We start from the raw sequence: 15979 nt of genomic DNA, 5'->3' as shown, positions 1-15979 counted from the left end.
CGTATGGGGGCCGTCTATTTCTACCACCTGACCCGTCAGCCTTTGGAACACACCTTGCCGGTGCTGCTGGACAAGGCGCGGCAGGCTGGGTGGAAGATTGCCGTGCGGGGCACAGATCCCGCGCGGATGGACTGGCTGGATGAAAAGCTGTGGCTGGGGCCCGAGGACGGGTTCCTGCCACATGGGCGCGAAGGTGGCCCGCATGACGCGGCGCAGCCTGTTTTGCTGACGACCGGGCCAGAGGCAGCCAATGAACCGGCCTGTGTCATGGCCGTGGACGGCGCGCCGGTAAACGCCGACGAGGTGGCTTCGCTGGAGCGTGTCTGCATCCTGTTCGATGGCAATGATGATATGGCTGTCCAGCAGGCGCGCGGCCAGTGGAAAGCACTAACTAGCGCGGGTTGTTCGGCGCAATACTGGTCCGAGGAATCGGGCCGGTGGGAGAAGAAGGCCGAGGCGTAAGAGGCTGAACTTAAAAGCTTTCCGGAGACTGACAGATGGAAACAAGACCATTAGGCCGCACGGGGATTTCGGTGACAGACTTATGTCTGGGTACGATGACCTTTGGCACACAGACGTCCGAGGCGGATGGTCACAAGCAGTTGGATATGGCGCTGGCAGCCGGGATCAATTTCGTTGATACGGCGGAGATGTATCCGGTGAACCCGATCGCAAGGGAAACCGTGGGTCGGAGCGAAGAGATTCTGGGCAGCTGGAACGCTGCCAACCCGTCCCGTCGTGCAGATTACGTACTGGCAACCAAACACTCGGGGGCAGGGTTCGCCCACGCCCGCGATGGCGCGCAGATTTCGGGAAAGACGATCCCCGAAGCGATCGAAGGCTCACTGCGGCGGCTGCACACGGATTGCATTGATCTCTATCAGTTTCACTGGCCGAACCGGGGCAGTTACATGTTCCGGCAAAACTGGAATTATGCACCTTCGGGGCACAACACCAACGAAGTATTGGACAACATGCAGGATTGCCTTGAGGCCCTGCAAGTACAGGTCGACAAGGGCAATATCCGCGCCTTTGGCCTGTCCAACGAAAGCGCTTGGGGTACGGCGCAATGGCTGCGGATTGCCGAGCAGATGGGCGCGCCGCGTGTGGCCTCGGTTCAGAATGAGTATTCGATTCTATGCCGGCACTTCGATACGGATATGGCGGAACTCAGTGTGCATGAAGATGTGGGCTTGATGGCCTTTTCTCCGTTGGGGGCGGGATTTCTGACCGGCAAGTATCAGGATGATGCGGTGCCCATCGGATCACGTATGTCGCTGGTGCCCGAGATGGGCGGGCGCACCGGTCCACGCGTGTTTGGGGCCGTGGCGGCTTATCTGGAGATTGCTGAGCGGCATGGGTTGGACCCGGTGCATATGGCACTGGCCTGGTGTCGGACGCGGCCGTTCATGATGTCGGCTATTTTCGGCGCGACCTCGGTGGCACAGCTGGAGCATATCCTGGCCGGTAAGGACTTGCGGCTGTCCGATGAGGTCGTGGCAGAAATCGGTCAGGCGCACCGCGCGCATCCTATGCCGTTCTAGTGGATCTGCCTCCGCTGCACGAGGTACGCCTCCCCGAGATTCTATTAGCCAGCTGAAGCGGATTCCTCAGTGATGGGTGGGCTGGATGCGTTCCTGCCGCAGGTCACGGGCCGAGAGGCCGTGTGCGGTACGGAAAGCACGTGCAAAGCTGGATTGTGAGGCGAACCCCGTAGCCAGGGCCACATCCATCAGCGGCATGTCGGTGTCGGTAACCAGGCGGCGGGCCTCGGCCAGGCGTAACTGCAGATAGTGGTCTTGCGGCGTTGTGTTCAGGCGCAGGCGAAATTGCTGCTGCAGAGTGCGGGGGCTGGTGCCGAGGGTTTCGGCGATGTCCGCCAGTGGCAGCGGCTCGTCCAGCGAAGATTCCATCAAGGTGTTTGCCTTGGCCGTCAGCGCCGTATGGCGGTGTGGGGCACCGGTCCGGCTTTGCGGTTTTGTGGGCTCGGGCGCACCGTCGTACAGGAAAAGACCCGAGACGCGGGCAGCAAAACCGGCACCGTGGCGGGCAGCGATAATGTGCAGCATCATTTCGACCGCTGGGATAGCGCCACCTGAGGTCAGGCGATTTCCGGATACGGTGAACCGGTCGGGGCGCACATCAACATCGGGGAAGCGGGCGGCGAAATTGTCCAAGTCTTCCCAGTGGGTTGTGGCGGCGTGTCCATCCAGAAGGCCAGCCTCGGCCAACAACCAGGGGCCTCCGTCGATGCCCGCCATGGTGGCACCAATGCCCGCAATACGGCGCAGTCCGGCCAGCAAACTGGGTGTGGCGTGTCGGGCCAGTTGGAACCCCGCGACAACGATCATCAGATCGCAGCTTTGCAACCGCGCCAGCGGAACACCCGGTACGTTCAGTGCGCTGGTCAACATTGCAGGCTCTGTCGTGGCGGTCACGTAGTCCCAGTCGAAAGCAGGACGATCTGCCAGACGGTTGGCAGCCCGCATCGGATCAACGGCTGACGCAAAGCTGAGCGTGTTGCATTCGTCCAGAACCAGCACGGCCGTTTTCAGGGCGCGATGTTCGGGTTGAAGTATGTTTTTTGCGGATTTCATCAAGTTCGATTCGCATTCTGGCAAGTGTTTCCACAAGGCTGCGTCAGAGTCGGGGGTGAACGCAAATCGGAATCCGTGGAGAAGCCTGGGGAAAACTCATGGCAAAACCGGGTATAACTTGGGGAAAACACAATGCCTCTGGAAATGAACCGCGAAGTCTTCATCACTTGCGCCGTTACCGGCTCGGGAGGGACACAGGATCGCAGCCCACATGTGCCGCGCTCACCCAAGCAAATCGCCGACAGTGCGATTGCCGCAGCCAAGGCCGGGGCGGCGGTGGTGCATTGCCATGTACGCGACCCTGAAACCGGTGTACCCAGCCGCCGTCTGGACCTGTATCGCGAAGTCACGGACCGCATTCGCGAGGCTGAGGTTGACGTCGTTCTGAACCTGACCGCCGGGATGGGTGGGGACATGGTGTTTGGCCCAACCGAATCTCCGCTGCCGCTGCGCGAGGACGGGACTGATATGATCGGTGCAGCCGCGCGGGTCGAACATGTTGCGGAATGCCTGCCGGAGATCTGCACGCTGGACTGCGGCACCATGAACTTTGCCGAAGCCGATTACGTCATGACCAACACGCCGGGCATGCTGCAGGCGATGGGTCGGATGATGACACATTTGGGCGTGAAGCCCGAGATCGAAGCCTTTGACACCGGCCATCTGTGGTACGCCAAGCAGTTGGTGAAGGACGGTGTTCTGGACAGCCCGGCTTTGGTGCAACTTTGCATGGGCGTGCCATGGGGCGCGCCGGATGACTTGAACACCTTCATGGCGATGGTCAACAACGTGCCGGATGACTGGACGTTCAGTGCGTTTGCTCTGGGCCGCAATCAGATGGCTTATGCCGCGGCGGCTGTATTGGCGGGCGGCAACGTGCGCGTCGGGCTTGAGGATAACCTGTGGCTAGACAAGGGCGTGCTGGCCGAGAATTGGCAACTAGTCGAACGTGCCGGGACTATCATCGAGAACATGGGCGCGCGGGTGATCGGCGCGCAGGAAGTGCGTGACAAGTTGGGGCTAGTGAAGCGGGCGCCAAAGGGCTAAGTGCAAATATGTGCCGCAGGGTTCCTTCGCGCGCTGTCGCTTGTTTGTTCGCTAGCTTGCTTGCATCGTGCAGTTCGGTGGGCAATGACGGTTTGCGAGGGCATCAATCGACATTTAAACCGGTCGAAACGGTGAATTGGTCGATCTTTGATAAGCCGTATTTCGAATTCGCCGCGATCGGGCGCAAAAGCAAAGGTGCGCAACGGTATATGGTTAGGTTGTTGGACCAGCCAATCCCTAGCTATCAATTGCAAGATCCGGATATAACTGACTGCTCGGGATACACCTCCGGAGCGGACGGTTGTTATGAAAACCACCTGAGCGTGCCGACCCGGCGATCCGGGACTGCATTCGAGTACGACATCACTTCGGCAAGCCCGGCGAAGACACACATCATGTACGTGAGTGCGGGAGCAGAACTGGTTGTATTGGCGCGCGAGGACGGTGTGTTTGCCATCGTACTGAGCAGGCACAGGTCAATCACTCAAGAAAAACAGGCGATGGCGCAAGACATTTTGTGTGAAAATGGGTTTGACCCTCAAGAACTGAAAGTAGTTAAGCAATGACAAAAACAGCAGCGATCATTGGCGGCGGCGTCATCGGCGGCGGATGGGCCGCAAGATTTCTACTGAACGGCTGGAACGTCCGGGTGTTCGACCCGGACCCCGAGGCCGAGCGTAAGATTGGTGAGGTTCTGGATAATGCGCGCCGCTCCTTGCCGGGGCTGAGCGATGTGCCATTGCCGTCCGAGGGATCTCTGACGTTCTACGACGATATGGCGGAGGCCGTGCAGGGTGCCGCCTGGATACAGGAAAGCGTGCCGGAACGGTTGGACCTTAAACTGAAGGTCTACAAGGGGTTGCAGGAGGTTTGTGATCCAGATGCGATCATAGGCTCCTCGACCAGCGGATTTAAACCCTCTGAATTGCAGGAGGGCGCGTTGAGGCCCGAGCAGATCGTGGTGACGCACCCGTTCAACCCGGTCTATCTGCTGCCGTTGATTGAGCTGGTCCCAACCGGCAAAAACTCGGCCGAGATGGTTGCCAAGGCACAAGAACTGCTGAAGTCCGTCGGGTTTTTCCCGCTGCACATCAAGAAAGAAATCGACGCGCATATCGCTGACCGATTTCTTGAGGCCGTTTGGCGCGAGGCATTGTGGTTAGTCAAGGACGGCATCGCCACGACCGAAGAGATCGACGAGGCCATCCGCATGGGCTTTGGCATTCGCTGGGCGCAGATGGGCCTGTTTGAAACCTATCGCGTGGCCGGAGGTGAGGCCGGGATGCGGCACTTCATGGCTCAGTTCGGGCCAGCGTTGAAATGGCCGTGGACCAAGTTGATGGACGTGCCGGACTTTTCTGATGAACTGGTCGACCTGATCGCGGATCAGTCGGACGCGCAGTCGGGTATGCACTCGATCCGCGAGCTGGAGCGGATCCGTGACAACAACCTTGTGGGCATGATGCGCGCGCTCAAAGCGCAGAATTATGGCGCAGGCGCGGTGCTGAACCAGCATGACGCGTTGTTGAAGCCCGGCGCGTTGCCGACGCTGGAACAGGCAGACCTAAGCCAGCCGATCCTGACACTGGCCCGCGCGGTGCCGTTGGACTGGACCGATTACAACGGCCACATGAACGAGGCGCGATATCTGGAAGCCTTCGCCGCCGCGACCGACCGATTCATGGAGATCATCGGCTGCGACGCGGATTACATCACCTCGGGCGGCAGCTATTTCACCGCTGAAAACCACATCCGGTATGTCGACGAAGCACACGCAGGCGCCAAGATCGAAGTGCGCACGCAGATGCTGTTGGGGCAGGGCAAGAAGCTGCACGTGTTCCACAGCATGTATGAGGGCGACAAGCTGCTGGCCACGGGCGAAAGCTTCCTGCTGCATGTCAGCCTTGAATCTCGTCGCCCCAGCGCACCGTCGCCGGAAATCGAGGCCGCCATGACGCGGATCGCCGAGGCGCAGGCAGGGTTGCCCTATCCCGAAGGCGCGGGCGCCGCGATCCGGAAACCCGCATGACCCGGCGGGTTCTGATTACGGCTGGCGCCTCGGGCGTTGGCCGTGCCATGGCCGAAGCATTTGATGATGCGGGCTATGGTGTTTGGATCACGGATATTGACGAGGCTGCTTTGAATACGGTGCCGGATCACTGGGAGGCTCGTCGCGCCGATGCCGCAAGTGAGTCCGATATGAGCGCCGTTTTTCAGGATATCGCAGCCGAAGGTGGATTGGATGCGCTGTGCGCCAATGCAGGCACGGCAGGACCGACAAACGCGATCGAGGATATCGGGTTGGCAGATTGGCGGTCCTGCGTTTCGGTCAACCTCGAGGGCGCTTTTCTGGCCGTGAAACATGCAGCCCCCTTGATGAAGACCGCGCAGGCGGGCGTCATCACCCTGACGTCGTCAACTGCTGGTCAATACGGGTACCCGTACCGCGCGCCATATGCCGCGGCGAAATGGGCGGTGATTGGCCTGATGAAAACCCTCGCGATGGAACTTGGCCCCCACGGTATTCGCGCCAATGCGATTTGTCCTGGAGCGGTTGAAGGCCCACGGATGGAGGGTGTGCTGGCGCGCGAAGCGGCCGCAAAAGGTATGACCCGCGATCAGGTCTATGCGGGGTATGCTTCGGGTACCTCGATGGGGCGCTTTGTTGAAGGTCACGATATCGCAAACATGGCCGTGTTCCTCGCCTCGGATGCGGCGCGGCTAGTTTCGGGGCAGGTTATTGCCGTGGATGGGCACACGGTGAATCCAGATCCGAAAATCTAACTCGGTTTAGAAAACACACAGAACCCCAATGCCCTGGCGCAATAAGGGCATTGGTGATCGGCTTGGGGCAGGGCTTTTTCGAAACGCTGAAGCTAGCCCTGATTTGGCCCGCGAATTTGGCGGATGGTCTGGCGGACAGCTTGCCAGTCTAGCGCTTCCTGTCTATTTCCGGCGGCTTCACATTCGCGCATCTTTTGTGCGGCTTCCGCCTCGGCCCGGTCGCCGTGAACAGTATATAAGGCCCGTGCGTATTGAGCGGTCTGTAGTGCGTCCATTCCTGTCGTCCTCCGTCTGTGATCGGAATACCCGAAGGTTCGCGCCGAACGACGATAGCACAAGACAGGCTTAGGTGCATCCTTAGTGGTCGGAAATTTGCGTGCGCAGCCGTTTAAGGTGTTCTGTGAAGTCGCGCGCAGTCAGGTCAGCCTCGCGTACCAGTCGGTCGAAATGGCGGGTGAAGGTTTCGATCCGATCACGGTCCCGAAAGGCCATATAGTGGCTGCCGGCGTAGAAAACACACAGCAAAGGGCCGAAAATCGTAACCGGAGCGGAATAAAGCCGTTTTGCGTCAAACAGATAGATTCTAAGGCGCGGGTAGAGCTGTTGGCAAATCTCCAGCAGATGGTCGATCTGTTCCAACCGGATTTTGGGACAAAGACCGTCGTAATAGCCCCGCGCATGAACGAAACTATCGATTTCATACAGCGGCATGGCGATTTCATAGTCGGATTGCGCGCTGCGCATCCACATCAGCCGGTCAGCCGAGGCACCGATGGCCTGATCCGCCGTCCGCCCCAGATGCGGGGCATATTCCCACTCCAACACCGCGCGGGTCTTTAACATATCGGGCAAAGTCGCTGGAACATAACGGATTTTGTACCCTGCGGCTTCTTGATGCCACTCAAAGATGCGCTCATCCACCAGCGCACGTGGTGCTTCGGTCATTGTCAGCGAGCTGGCCAACAATTCCGCTGCGCTTTCGGGGCGGTCGGACAGGCTCAGAAGCCAATCCGCCGAAACCCCCAGCGCCGAGGCGCAACTGCCTACCACATGTGCATTTGGCAAGCGCGCGCCTTCACCCGTCAAAAGCTGCGATACGGTCGAACGGTCCACCGCAATCTGACGCGCCAGCGCGCTTTGACTGACGTGTCGCTCCTCCATCGCCCGGGCTAGGCGAGTACGGAACTGTGCCGCGCGGTCTCTTTTGTCGATTTTTTCCTGCATATGTTTTAAAATATCACAGCTGATGAGTTTTGTTAATCATATTCAGAATTTTCAACGGATGCAGTGACCCGTAATTTTGAAGACACAACAATAATATGGGTGACGGAATGGAAACACGGCGCAGATCAGTCGTGAAAGCGGTGCTGTGGAATGCGATGGGCTTGCTGGTGATGACCCTGGTCGGGCTGGTCGCGACCGGATCGGCGGCTGTGGGCGGGACACTGGCGATAGTGAACACGGCCATCGGATTGACGATGTACGTTATTTACGAGCGCGTCTGGGCCAAAATCTCATGGGGGCGCAATGTCTAAGGCGGCCTCACCCGAGTGGCGCACGTTCGCCCTGATCCTGGCTTGCTATGGGGCGTGGTTGGCGGTGATTTTCCTGATGCCGGTTTGGCTGGCAATTCCGGTGATGGGTCTGGTTGCGGCGCTCCATTCCTCGTTGACGCATGAGGCGCTGCACGGCCACCCGTTTCGTACAAAATGGCTGAATGAGGCCCTGATGGCGCTGCCTCTGACCCTGTTCATCCCGTATCAGAGGTTCCGCGACTTGCATCTTGCCCATCATCGGGATGAGACGTTGACCGACCCCTATGACGATCCTGAAACCAACTATCTGGATCCACAGGTCTGGGGTGCATTGGCCGGGTGGCAGCGATGGCTGCTGTCTGTGAACAACACGTTATTGGGGCGCATGGTGCTGGGTCCGGCGATTGGCCAATTCATATTCACGCGGAGTGAATTACGCGGTGCGTTGCTGGGCGACCTTGGCATCCTGCGGGCCTGGGCGCTGCATCTGGTTGGGGTGGCCTTGGTTCTGTGGGTGGTCGGGCACTCGGCAATGCCGATTTGGGCGTATGTTCTGTCCGCCTATATCGGGCTGGGGCTGGTGAAGATCCGCACCTTCCTTGAACATCGCGCGCATGAAAATCCGCAGGCCCGTACTGTGATTATCGAAGATCGTGGGTTGCTGGCTTTTCTGTTTTTAAACAACAACCTGCATGTGGTTCATCACATGAATCCTGGTGCGCCGTGGTACCGCCTGCCTGCGCTATATCGCGCCAGCAAAGATCGGTATCAGACCCGGAATGAGGCATATGTCTACCGGTCCTACGCGCAGATCTTTAAGGCGTATTTCCTGCGGGCCAAGGATCCGGTGGAACATCCTCTCTGGCCAAAGCCTTGATTTAGCGACACAAGGGGGCCATGAGTTTATGGATTCCCATCACAATCGCTGCCGCCTCGTTCCAGACAGTGCGGTTCATGCTGCAAAAGTCCCTCAGCACCGTAAAGCTAAGTGCGGCCGGGGCGACGTTTGCCCGGTTCGCGTATTCGATGCCACTGGCGCTTTTGGGGTTGATTGTGGCGCTGCAGGTGACTGGCTTCAGCCTGCCGCCGCTGACGGGGTGGTTCTGGGTAAACGCTGTCATCGGAGGCACCGCGCAAATTCTGGCAACGATCTGCGTGGTCGCTTTGTTCAAGCAACGAAATTTTGCGGTTGGGATTACCTTTAAGAAAACCGAAGTAATTCAGACCGCCATTGTCGGTTTTCTGGTGCTGGGCGATCAGATCTCGTACGGGGGTCTGGTTGCGATCTTGCTGGGATTGATGGCGGTGCTTTTGCTGTCCAAATCACCCGGAGGCGACGGGGCGTGGTGGAAACATCTGACCAACCGGGCGTCGCGCCTAGGGTTGGGGTCAGGCGTATTGTTCGCATTTTCCGCCGTCAGTTACCGGGGTGCGTCGCTTGAACTGGGTGATATCGACGCGTGGTTTCGCGCTCTGATCACTCTGGCCGCGGTTGTGACGTTCCAGTTCCTCAGCATGGCGCTATGGCTGCTGTGGCACGACCGGACCGAACTGCTTGCGGTGTGGCAGACACGTCGAACAGGGGTGTTTGTCGGTTTGACCAGTCTGGGCGGATCGTTTTGCTGGTTCTTTGCGTTCACCTTGCAGAACGCGGCCTATGTCAAAGCGCTGGGGCAGGTCGAACTGTTGCTCAGCCTGTTCGCATCGATCTTGTTTTTCCGCGAGACCATTACCCGGCGTGAGATCGCCGGGATGGCGTTGTTGGGGTTGTCGATCCTGGCGCTGGTGCTGGCGATTTAACCAGCACGGCGCTCGGCAAAGCTTAGGGCAATGAAGCTGGGCAGGTGATCGCCCATGCCCACAACCGCGTTGCCGTTATCCGAACGACGGCCACGACCTTTAGGTTCTTTGTCCTTTTTGCGGTCGCTCTTTTTGCCTTCGCTCTTTTGCGTGTCGGCAGACTTGGTCTTTTTCTCAGGCTTCTGCGTGTCGGCTTTGGGTTCGTCCTTGACCGGATTGTCGAGCTTTGGAATGTCCTTCTGGATCAGCTTTTCAATCGCAGCCAGCGCTTTTTCGTCACGACCCGAACAGATAGTAATCGCCTTGCCATCGCGCCCGGCACGACCGGTGCGGCCGATGCGGTGAACGTAATCCTCGGGGTGGCCGGGGACGTCGAAATTGAAAACATGGCTGACCGACGGGACATCAAGTCCACGCGCAGCCACGTCCGAGGCAACCAGCAACCGCAACGAGCCGTCGCGGAAACCGTCCAGCGTTTTCATCCGCTGTGATTGGTCCAGATCGCCGTGGATCGCGGCGGCGTCATAGCCGTATTTCTTTAGCGACTTTGCGCAGATATCAACGTCTGTCTTGCGGTTACAGAAGATGATCGCGTTGGTGCATTTTTCACCCTCGGCATCGATCAGTGCGCGCAAGACTTTGCGCTTGGCGCTGGCCTCTCGATCGCGACGGCCGCCTTTGAACATGACCACGCCCTGTTCAATGGTTTCCGAGGCGGTCGCCTGTCGGGCAACCTCGACCCGCGCGGGGGCGGACAGGAAAGTGTCGGTAATGCGTTCAATCTCGGACGCCATGGTGGCCGAAAAGAACAGCGTCTGGCGGGTGAACGGCGTCAGCGAGAAGATGCGCTCGATATCGGGGATAAAACCCATGTCCAGCATCCGGTCAGCTTCGTCCACGACCATGATCTGCACGCCGGTCAACAGCAGTTTGCCGCGTTCGAAATGGTCCAGCAGTCGGCCGGGAGTTGCGATCAGAACATCGACGCCACGGTCGATCAGTGCGTCCTGTTCCTTGAAGCTGACGCCTCCGATCAACAACGCCTTGGTCAGTTTCAGGTGTTTGCTATAGGTGTCGAAATTCTCGGCGACCTGTGCAGCCAGTTCCCGTGTCGGGCACAGCACCAGCGACCGTGGCATCCGCGCGCGCGCGCGGCCCCGTGCCAGCATTGTGATCATCGGCAGCGTAAAGCTTGCAGTTTTTCCCGTGCCGGTCTGGGCGATCCCCAATACATCACGACCTTCCAGCGCAGGTGGAATTGCGCCTTCTTGGATCGGGGTGGGGGATTCGTATCCGGCTTCCTCAATGGCTTTGAGGACCTTCGGGTTCAGGTTCAGTTCGTTAAATTTTGTCATGTAAGTCCGGTTCATGCGGACACTAGACCTGGCCCGCGCGTCAAAGGTGTGCCGGGCCCGGATGGCCATACGCTGCATTGCGCAATTTCGGCTTGGAGGGGGACATAACAAAAACGCCGGGTATGGTCAAATGAAGACCTCTTTAAGGTTTTTACTGTGCTCGCTCTGCGGATTTCTCGCAACAATTCAGTCACTTCCGGGAAAGTGTTTCCTGACTTTTTCGTCCAAATCCAGGGGCCGATATCGGATCAGGTCATGTTGTTCCAGACGGGTTCTCACGTCGGGGTCTGCACCGCTGATTTCGTCAAAAAATGCACGCAGCCCATCCATGCCGTCTTCGGCCTCGATCCAGCTGAGTAATTCGTTCATGTTCATGCCGCCCCGTTCACGTGGAACATTCAGGGACATTCCTGGCTGATACGAGCCACGCGCCAGGCGAAATCGAAGGTGAGCCTTAAAATGTTCCCAGTCGGGGGCGTGTCGATGGCACAGCTCCAACCCCGGCAATTCGAACTTGCAGGGCAAGAGTGTTTTTTCCTGGAACAGGTTGTGGATACGAAAGCTCAGTTTCTTCAGGCCCGTCCGGACGATCAGCTTACCTTGCAAATGGCTGAAGAACCCACCCAAAACAAAGGCGCCATAACGCGGGTACAGCGATTGTACGAGGGCGTCACGGTGCGGGGTCTTTGGAAGATGCGCCTTATAAAGATCCGTGCCACCGCCCACGGCTTCGATCGGGCGGACACGTACAGCGGGGATGTGGTTGGGAACATCGGTCAGTTGCTGGGGAATGGGACGGTCCGCCCACAGAAACTCGTCCATGTCGACATGGGCCAACCAATTCAGATTGGTCTTGCGATAGGTGAATGACGCATTTGCGGTCTGACGGTTTTGATGCCGTTCGGGCCGTTCACGCTTGCGGCTGGCCCAGAAGGCCTCATCGCATGTTTGCACGTCGACTTTCGGATGCCGAACTAGGGCATCGAAAGCTTTGGAATTGGGTTCATCCAGATAGATGTGCATCCGGTCGACCCCAAGATCGAGGTGATAGGCAACAAATCGCAGGATATCCGGGGCGGGGCCCCGAACCGTTGAAACAATGCCCCAGCCAGAGCCGTCAGTCATCAATGTGATCCAACAGGGACTGCCGGGTCTTGTAGTGCTGGATACGCCCAAAAATGCTGCGCGGGTCGTACATCACCAGTTTCAACATCCGGTACCCCAGCGGGCGCAACACCGCGTCGTTTTCTGCATGACGCCAAAGGCGTGCCAAAAGGTTGCGATCCAGATCGCCATTCCTTAGCGAATAGCCCGCCATGCCGAATGCCAATGGAACGTCGTGGTGTTTTTCACCCTGCATCTCAAAGGCTTGATCGTTTGGACGAAGGGATAACCGACGCTCGCTATCATGCAGCTTGATCAGATCGTACAACAGGTACAGACCCTGTCCGCCCAAGCGCTGATCCAGTGTTTCGCCATGGTCGGCGAATGTGGTTGCCGAGGAAATAAGCCAACGCACAGGCAGGTCCCGCGCTAACTCTGAACCCTTTTCCCGCCACATCCGCAGAAACAGCGCCCGTGCTTCAGCCGGTGACGGATGCCGGCGCAGCAATGCGATGCAAATTGCGTGAACAAGATGCAGCAGCGATTGGCCAGAAAATTCCTGCTGCAGCGCGTGGTACTTCCTGCGCGCGTCCTGCTTGTGGTCAAAGCTGGCGTCCGGGTCAGGTTTTTCTACGGGTGTTTGGGCAAGTTTACTCAGATCAACGTCCGGCGGCGGCAGTACCCGTTGTGGATCGCGATAAGGAACTTCTTTGCGTTCCAGATGGCGCATCACCGAATAGAAGCCGCCGGGATAGTTTTCCTGATCCAAATCCGCCATGCTTCGGAACCCTAGAGAACGGTGCCCAAACTACAAGACCCGGATCAAACCATCATTTCCTTAGTCGCTGTCAGGTTCAGTTCGGGGTAGTCGCGCACGACCCGGTCGATATCCCATTGCAAGCGCGTCAGATAGACGATGTCGCCGTCATGATCATGGGCGATGTGCTGCTTATTAGCGTTGACGAACTTTTCAACCTCGGCCTTGTCACCGCTCACCCAGCGGGCAGAGGTGAACTGCGACGCCTCGAACCGGACGGGCAGACCGTATTCCATCTCAATCCGGCTGGCGAGGACTTCGAACTGCAGCGCGCCAACGACGCCGACGATATAGCCCGAACCAATCGATGGCTTGAAAACCTTGGCCGCACCTTCCTCGGCAAACTGCATCAGGGCTTTTTCCAGATGCTTGGCCTTCAGCGGGTCGGCTGCCCTGACAGTTTGCAGCAATTCCGGTGCGAATGACGGGATCCCGGACACGCGCAGCGCTTCGCCCTCGGTCAGGGTGTCACCGATACGCAGTTGACCGTGGTTTGGTATGCCGATGATGTCTCCGGCCCAGGCCTCTTCGGCCAGTTCGCGGTCAGATGCCAGAAACAGCACGGGGTTCGAAATCGCCATCGGTTTCTTGGATCGCACGTGAGTCAACTTCATGCCACGTTTGAAATGGCCGCTTGCCATGCGGACGAATGCAACCCGGTCGCGGTGCTTGGGGTCCATGTTGGCCTGCACCTTAAAGACAAAACCGGCGACCTTCTTTTCATCGGGCGCAATTTGTCGGGGTTCAGCGGACTGGACCTGCGGCTGCGGGCCATAGGCGCCGATACCTTCCATCAGTTCCTTGACCCCGAACGAGTTGATCGCCGAGCCGAACCAGATCGGAGTCATGTGCCCCTCAAGCACTGCTTGCGGGTCCAGCGCAGGCAGTAATTCGCGCGCCATCTCAACCTCTTCCAGCAGCTTGTCCAGCAGATGCTCGGGTACGTGTTCGGCCAGTTTGGGGTCGTCCAGGCCGTTGATCTGAATGCTTTCAGCTACCTTGTTGCGGTCGGCGCGGTCCATCAATTCCAGTCGGTCGCGCAGCATGTCATAGCAACCGATGAAATCGCGACCCACGCCAATCGGCCACGCAGCGGGCGTGACGTCGATGGCCAGCATCTCCTGAATTTCGTCGATGATCTCGAACGTATCGCGGCTTTCGCGGTCCATCTTGTTACAGAAGGTCAGGATCGGCAAATCGCGCAGGCGGCAAACCTCGAACAGTTTCTGCGTCTGGCTTTCCACACCTTTCGCGCCGTCGATCACCATCACGGCGGCGTCCACTGCGGTCAGCGTGCGATAGGTGTCCTCGGAGAAGTCCGAGTGACCAGGCGTGTCCACTAGATTAAACCGAAAGTCCCCGTAATCGAAAGACATGGCCGAGGCTGAGACCGAAATGCCCCGATCTTTCTCCATCTGCATGAAGTCCGACCGGGTCCGCCGCGCCTCGCCCTTAGCGCGCACCTGACCGGCCATCTGAATAGCGCCCCCATACAACAGGAACTTTTCAGTCAGCGTCGTCTTGCCCGCATCCGGGTGCGAGATGATAGCGAATGTCCGGCGTCGGGCAATCTCGGGAGGCAATACGGGTTGGTTGGTGGCGGTATCAAGCATGAACGCGCGTATAGGCGGGGAATCCTGCCGAAGCAAGACAAAGGGGGTGTTCAGAATCGTATGGTTATGCCAATAAGAACAAATAGTGAACAAAAGATGGAGAGGATCAATGAATTTGAAAGAAATCGCAGACGAACTGGTCGCTGGGTGTCGTGAGGACCGGGCTAAGGAAAACCTAAACAAATTATACGCGCCTGATGCCGTTTCGGTCGAAGCGCAAGAGATGGAAGGCATGGGGCGTGAAACACACGGCGTCGAGGGCATCCGCGGCAAACACGAATGGTGGGAAGGCGCGCATGAGGTCTCGGGCGCGTCGGTCAGTGAGCCTTATTTGCACGGCGACGATCGCTTTGCCGTAATTTTCGAAGTGCAGGGCAAGGTTAAGGAAAGTGGTGAGACCTTCGATATGAAAGAGGTCGGTATCTATCACGTCGCCAACGGAAAAATCGTGCGCGAAGAGTTCTTTTATTGAAGCTTTGTGACTTCTGGTCTTCCCTGTCTGGCCGGTGCTAGACATGCGGGCAACAACAGATGGGGAGGATCAGATGGATCTGGGAATTTGCGGAAAGCGCGCGCTGGTTTGTGCAAGCTCAAAAGGGCTGGGCTTAGGCTGTGCCGAGGCGTTGGCCGAAGCTGGGGTTGATCTGGTGATGAACGCGCGCGGGGCCGAGGCGTTGGAAGCCGAGGCCACTCGTTTGCGATCCGAGTATGGAGTCGACGTGCAAACCGTAGCTTGTGATGTGACTTCGACCGAAGGTCAGGCACAGGTGATCGAAACCGCACAGGGCGTTGATATACTTGTGACAAACGCCGGTGGCCCGCCGCCCGGACTGTGGTCGGATTGGGATCGTGACGATTTCATCAAGGCGCTGGATGCAAACATGCTGACACCGATTGCCTTCATGAAAGCCTTGTTGCCGGGGATGATGGACAAGGGCTGGGGCCGGGTGGTCAACATCACGTCGCAATCCGTGCGTGCGCCGATCCCTGCTTTGGGCCTGTCCAACGCGGCGCGGACTGGTTTGACCGGCTATGTCGCTGGTACAGCGCGACAAGTCGCACCGCGTGGAGTGACAATCAACAACCTACTGCCGGGCATTCACGCGACGGATCGCGCGGAGTCGCTGGATGGTGGCGTAGCTGCACATAAAGGAATTTCTATGGATCAGGCGCGCGCCGAACGCGCCGAGACGATCCCTGCACGTCGGTATGGGACGCGGCAGGAATTCGGCGCGGCCTGCGCGTTTTTGTGTTCGCAACACGCCGGCTTTATCGTCGGGCAGAATATACTGCTGGACGGTGGCGGAACCAATCTGACGATGTGAGT

At 58.4% G+C, this 15979-nt stretch carries 18 protein-coding genes; 11 read left to right on the top strand and 7 right to left on the bottom strand.

What is annotated here, in order from left to right:
- Window positions 1–3: 3 nt before the first annotated feature.
- Window positions 4–462: a DNA polymerase III subunit chi gene (locus tag ACR3EP_RS06385; protein ID WP_170358808.1), complete on the top strand. Its 459-nt coding sequence runs from the start codon at window positions 4–6 to the stop codon at window positions 460–462.
- A gap of 35 nt (window positions 463–497) precedes the next feature.
- A complete protein-coding gene (locus ACR3EP_RS06380) occupies window positions 498–1544 on the top strand; it encodes an aldo/keto reductase (protein WP_480636890.1) in 1047 nt (348 codons plus the stop codon).
- Window positions 1545–1610: 66 nt separating this feature from the next.
- Here ACR3EP_RS06380 and ACR3EP_RS06375 read toward each other — a convergent pair whose 3' ends face one another.
- On the bottom strand, window positions 1611–2597 hold the full coding sequence (locus ACR3EP_RS06375; protein ID WP_170549263.1) for a GlxA family transcriptional regulator: 987 nt from the start codon (window positions 2595–2597) through the stop codon (window positions 1611–1613).
- A gap of 132 nt (window positions 2598–2729) precedes the next feature.
- Here ACR3EP_RS06375 and bcoG point away from each other — a divergent pair, with 132 nt between their 5' ends.
- The 4 genes from bcoG to ACR3EP_RS06355 all read left to right on the top strand — a co-directional run bounded on the left by bcoG (window position 2730) and on the right by ACR3EP_RS06355 (window position 6428).
- Window positions 2730–3644 carry a 3-dehydrocarnitine:acetyl-CoA trimethylamine transferase BcoG gene (gene bcoG / locus ACR3EP_RS06370; RefSeq protein ID WP_425080516.1) on the top strand — a complete coding sequence of 305 codons (915 nt, stop codon included), beginning with the start codon at window positions 2730–2732 and terminating at the stop codon, window positions 3642–3644.
- A 77-nt stretch (window positions 3645–3721) separates the two neighbouring features.
- Window positions 3722–4210, top strand: coding sequence for a hypothetical protein (locus ACR3EP_RS06365; RefSeq protein ID WP_480636888.1), 489 nt, complete (start codon window positions 3722–3724; stop codon window positions 4208–4210).
- The gene (locus ACR3EP_RS06360; protein ID WP_480636886.1) at window positions 4207–5673 is read left to right on the top strand and encodes a carnitine 3-dehydrogenase; all 1467 of its coding nucleotides are present in this window, start codon (window positions 4207–4209) and stop codon (window positions 5671–5673) included. The genes ACR3EP_RS06365 and ACR3EP_RS06360 overlap by 4 nt, the downstream gene beginning before the upstream one ends.
- Window positions 5670–6428, top strand: coding sequence for an SDR family oxidoreductase (locus ACR3EP_RS06355; RefSeq protein WP_480636885.1), 759 nt, complete (start codon window positions 5670–5672; stop codon window positions 6426–6428). The genes ACR3EP_RS06360 and ACR3EP_RS06355 overlap by 4 nt, the downstream gene beginning before the upstream one ends.
- A 92-nt stretch (window positions 6429–6520) precedes the next feature.
- Here the strand turns inward: ACR3EP_RS06355 and ACR3EP_RS06350 are convergent, their stop codons facing one another.
- Complete coding sequence (locus tag ACR3EP_RS06350; protein WP_170348931.1) at window positions 6521–6703, bottom strand: hypothetical protein; 183 nt, start codon at window positions 6701–6703, stop codon at window positions 6521–6523.
- 82 nt (window positions 6704–6785) lie between these two features.
- Window positions 6786–7652 (bottom strand): helix-turn-helix domain-containing protein, encoded by an 867-nt coding sequence (locus ACR3EP_RS06345; RefSeq protein WP_170533052.1) that lies wholly within the window; start codon window positions 7650–7652, stop codon window positions 6786–6788.
- A gap of 107 nt (window positions 7653–7759) precedes the next feature.
- Between ACR3EP_RS06345 and ACR3EP_RS06340 the strand changes: the two genes are divergently transcribed.
- The 3 genes from ACR3EP_RS06340 to ACR3EP_RS06330 are packed head-to-tail and all read left to right on the top strand — an operon-like array spanning window position 7760 to window position 9763.
- Window positions 7760–7963 carry a DUF2061 domain-containing protein gene (locus ACR3EP_RS06340; RefSeq protein WP_170348929.1) on the top strand — a complete coding sequence of 68 codons (204 nt, stop codon included), beginning with the start codon at window positions 7760–7762 and terminating at the stop codon, window positions 7961–7963.
- Window positions 7956–8840, top strand: a complete 885-nt coding sequence (locus ACR3EP_RS06335; protein ID WP_170549254.1) for a fatty acid desaturase — start codon at window positions 7956–7958, stop codon at window positions 8838–8840. The genes ACR3EP_RS06340 and ACR3EP_RS06335 overlap by 8 nt, the downstream gene beginning before the upstream one ends.
- Before the next feature lie 20 nt (window positions 8841–8860).
- The gene (locus ACR3EP_RS06330) at window positions 8861–9763 is read left to right on the top strand and encodes an EamA family transporter (protein WP_480636882.1); all 903 of its coding nucleotides are present in this window, start codon (window positions 8861–8863) and stop codon (window positions 9761–9763) included.
- Here the strand turns inward: ACR3EP_RS06330 and ACR3EP_RS06325 are convergent.
- The 4 genes from ACR3EP_RS06325 to ACR3EP_RS06310 form a co-directional block, all read right to left on the bottom strand.
- A complete protein-coding gene (locus ACR3EP_RS06325) occupies window positions 9760–11118 on the bottom strand; it encodes a DEAD/DEAH box helicase (protein ID WP_170348926.1) in 1359 nt (452 codons plus the stop codon). The two genes, ACR3EP_RS06330 and ACR3EP_RS06325, sit on opposite strands and share 4 nt — an antisense overlap.
- Window positions 11119–11304: 186 nt before the next feature.
- Window positions 11305–12243: a glycosyltransferase family 2 protein gene (locus tag ACR3EP_RS06320; protein WP_480636880.1), complete on the bottom strand. Its 939-nt coding sequence runs from the start codon at window positions 12241–12243 to the stop codon at window positions 11305–11307.
- Window positions 12236–13000 carry a hypothetical protein gene (locus ACR3EP_RS06315; protein WP_480636879.1) on the bottom strand — a complete coding sequence of 255 codons (765 nt, stop codon included), beginning with the start codon at window positions 12998–13000 and terminating at the stop codon, window positions 12236–12238. The genes ACR3EP_RS06320 and ACR3EP_RS06315 overlap by 8 nt, the downstream gene beginning before the upstream one ends.
- 44 nt (window positions 13001–13044) lie before the next feature.
- The gene (locus tag ACR3EP_RS06310; RefSeq protein WP_170348923.1) at window positions 13045–14652 is read right to left on the bottom strand and encodes a peptide chain release factor 3; all 1608 of its coding nucleotides are present in this window, start codon (window positions 14650–14652) and stop codon (window positions 13045–13047) included.
- A 109-nt stretch (window positions 14653–14761) separates the two neighbouring features.
- Here ACR3EP_RS06310 and ACR3EP_RS06305 point away from each other — a divergent pair, with 109 nt between their 5' ends.
- Together ACR3EP_RS06305 and ACR3EP_RS06300 are read left to right on the top strand one after the other, a co-directional pair.
- Window positions 14762–15124, top strand: a complete 363-nt coding sequence (locus ACR3EP_RS06305; RefSeq protein WP_170358779.1) for a nuclear transport factor 2 family protein — start codon at window positions 14762–14764, stop codon at window positions 15122–15124.
- 73 nt (window positions 15125–15197) lie between these two features.
- Entirely contained in the window at window positions 15198–15977 is a 780-nt protein-coding gene (locus ACR3EP_RS06300; protein ID WP_480638997.1) for an SDR family oxidoreductase, read from the top strand.
- Window positions 15978–15979 lie beyond the last annotated feature (2 nt).

The organism is Ruegeria sp. BB10 (assembly GCF_056535725.1).
This window is presented reverse-complemented; position numbering and strand designations above follow the sequence as displayed.

Excerpts from the sequence above, each read along its gene's own strand:
- ACR3EP_RS06320 (WP_480636880.1), bottom strand. The coding sequence starts at position 12,243 with ATGACTGACGGCTCTGGCTGGGGCATTGTTTCAACGGTTCGGGGCCCC.
- ACR3EP_RS06335 (WP_170549254.1), top strand. The coding sequence starts at position 7,956 with ATGTCTAAGGCGGCCTCACCCGAGTGGCGCACGTTCGCCCTGATCCTG.
- ACR3EP_RS06360 (WP_480636886.1), top strand. The coding sequence starts at position 4,207 with ATGACAAAAACAGCAGCGATCATTGGCGGCGGCGTCATCGGCGGCGGA.
- ACR3EP_RS06380 (WP_480636890.1), top strand. The coding sequence starts at position 498 with ATGGAAACAAGACCATTAGGCCGCACGGGGATTTCGGTGACAGACTTA.
- ACR3EP_RS06325 (WP_170348926.1), bottom strand. The coding sequence starts at position 11,118 with ATGACAAAATTTAACGAACTGAACCTGAACCCGAAGGTCCTCAAAGCC.
- ACR3EP_RS06375 (WP_170549263.1), bottom strand. The coding sequence starts at position 2,597 with ATGAAATCCGCAAAAAACATACTTCAACCCGAACATCGCGCCCTGAAA.
- ACR3EP_RS06330 (WP_480636882.1), top strand. The coding sequence starts at position 8,861 with ATGAGTTTATGGATTCCCATCACAATCGCTGCCGCCTCGTTCCAGACA.
- ACR3EP_RS06300 (WP_480638997.1), top strand. The coding sequence starts at position 15,198 with ATGGATCTGGGAATTTGCGGAAAGCGCGCGCTGGTTTGTGCAAGCTCA.
- ACR3EP_RS06355 (WP_480636885.1), top strand. The coding sequence starts at position 5,670 with ATGACCCGGCGGGTTCTGATTACGGCTGGCGCCTCGGGCGTTGGCCGT.
- ACR3EP_RS06315 (WP_480636879.1), bottom strand. The coding sequence starts at position 13,000 with ATGGCGGATTTGGATCAGGAAAACTATCCCGGCGGCTTCTATTCGGTG.
- ACR3EP_RS06350 (WP_170348931.1), bottom strand. The coding sequence starts at position 6,703 with ATGGACGCACTACAGACCGCTCAATACGCACGGGCCTTATATACTGTT.
- ACR3EP_RS06310 (WP_170348923.1), bottom strand. The coding sequence starts at position 14,652 with ATGCTTGATACCGCCACCAACCAACCCGTATTGCCTCCCGAGATTGCC.
- ACR3EP_RS06340 (WP_170348929.1), top strand. The coding sequence starts at position 7,760 with ATGGAAACACGGCGCAGATCAGTCGTGAAAGCGGTGCTGTGGAATGCG.
- ACR3EP_RS06385 (WP_170358808.1), top strand. The coding sequence starts at position 4 with ATGGGGGCCGTCTATTTCTACCACCTGACCCGTCAGCCTTTGGAACAC.
- bcoG (WP_425080516.1), top strand. The coding sequence starts at position 2,730 with ATGCCTCTGGAAATGAACCGCGAAGTCTTCATCACTTGCGCCGTTACC.
- ACR3EP_RS06345 (WP_170533052.1), bottom strand. The coding sequence starts at position 7,652 with ATGCAGGAAAAAATCGACAAAAGAGACCGCGCGGCACAGTTCCGTACT.
- ACR3EP_RS06305 (WP_170358779.1), top strand. The coding sequence starts at position 14,762 with ATGAATTTGAAAGAAATCGCAGACGAACTGGTCGCTGGGTGTCGTGAG.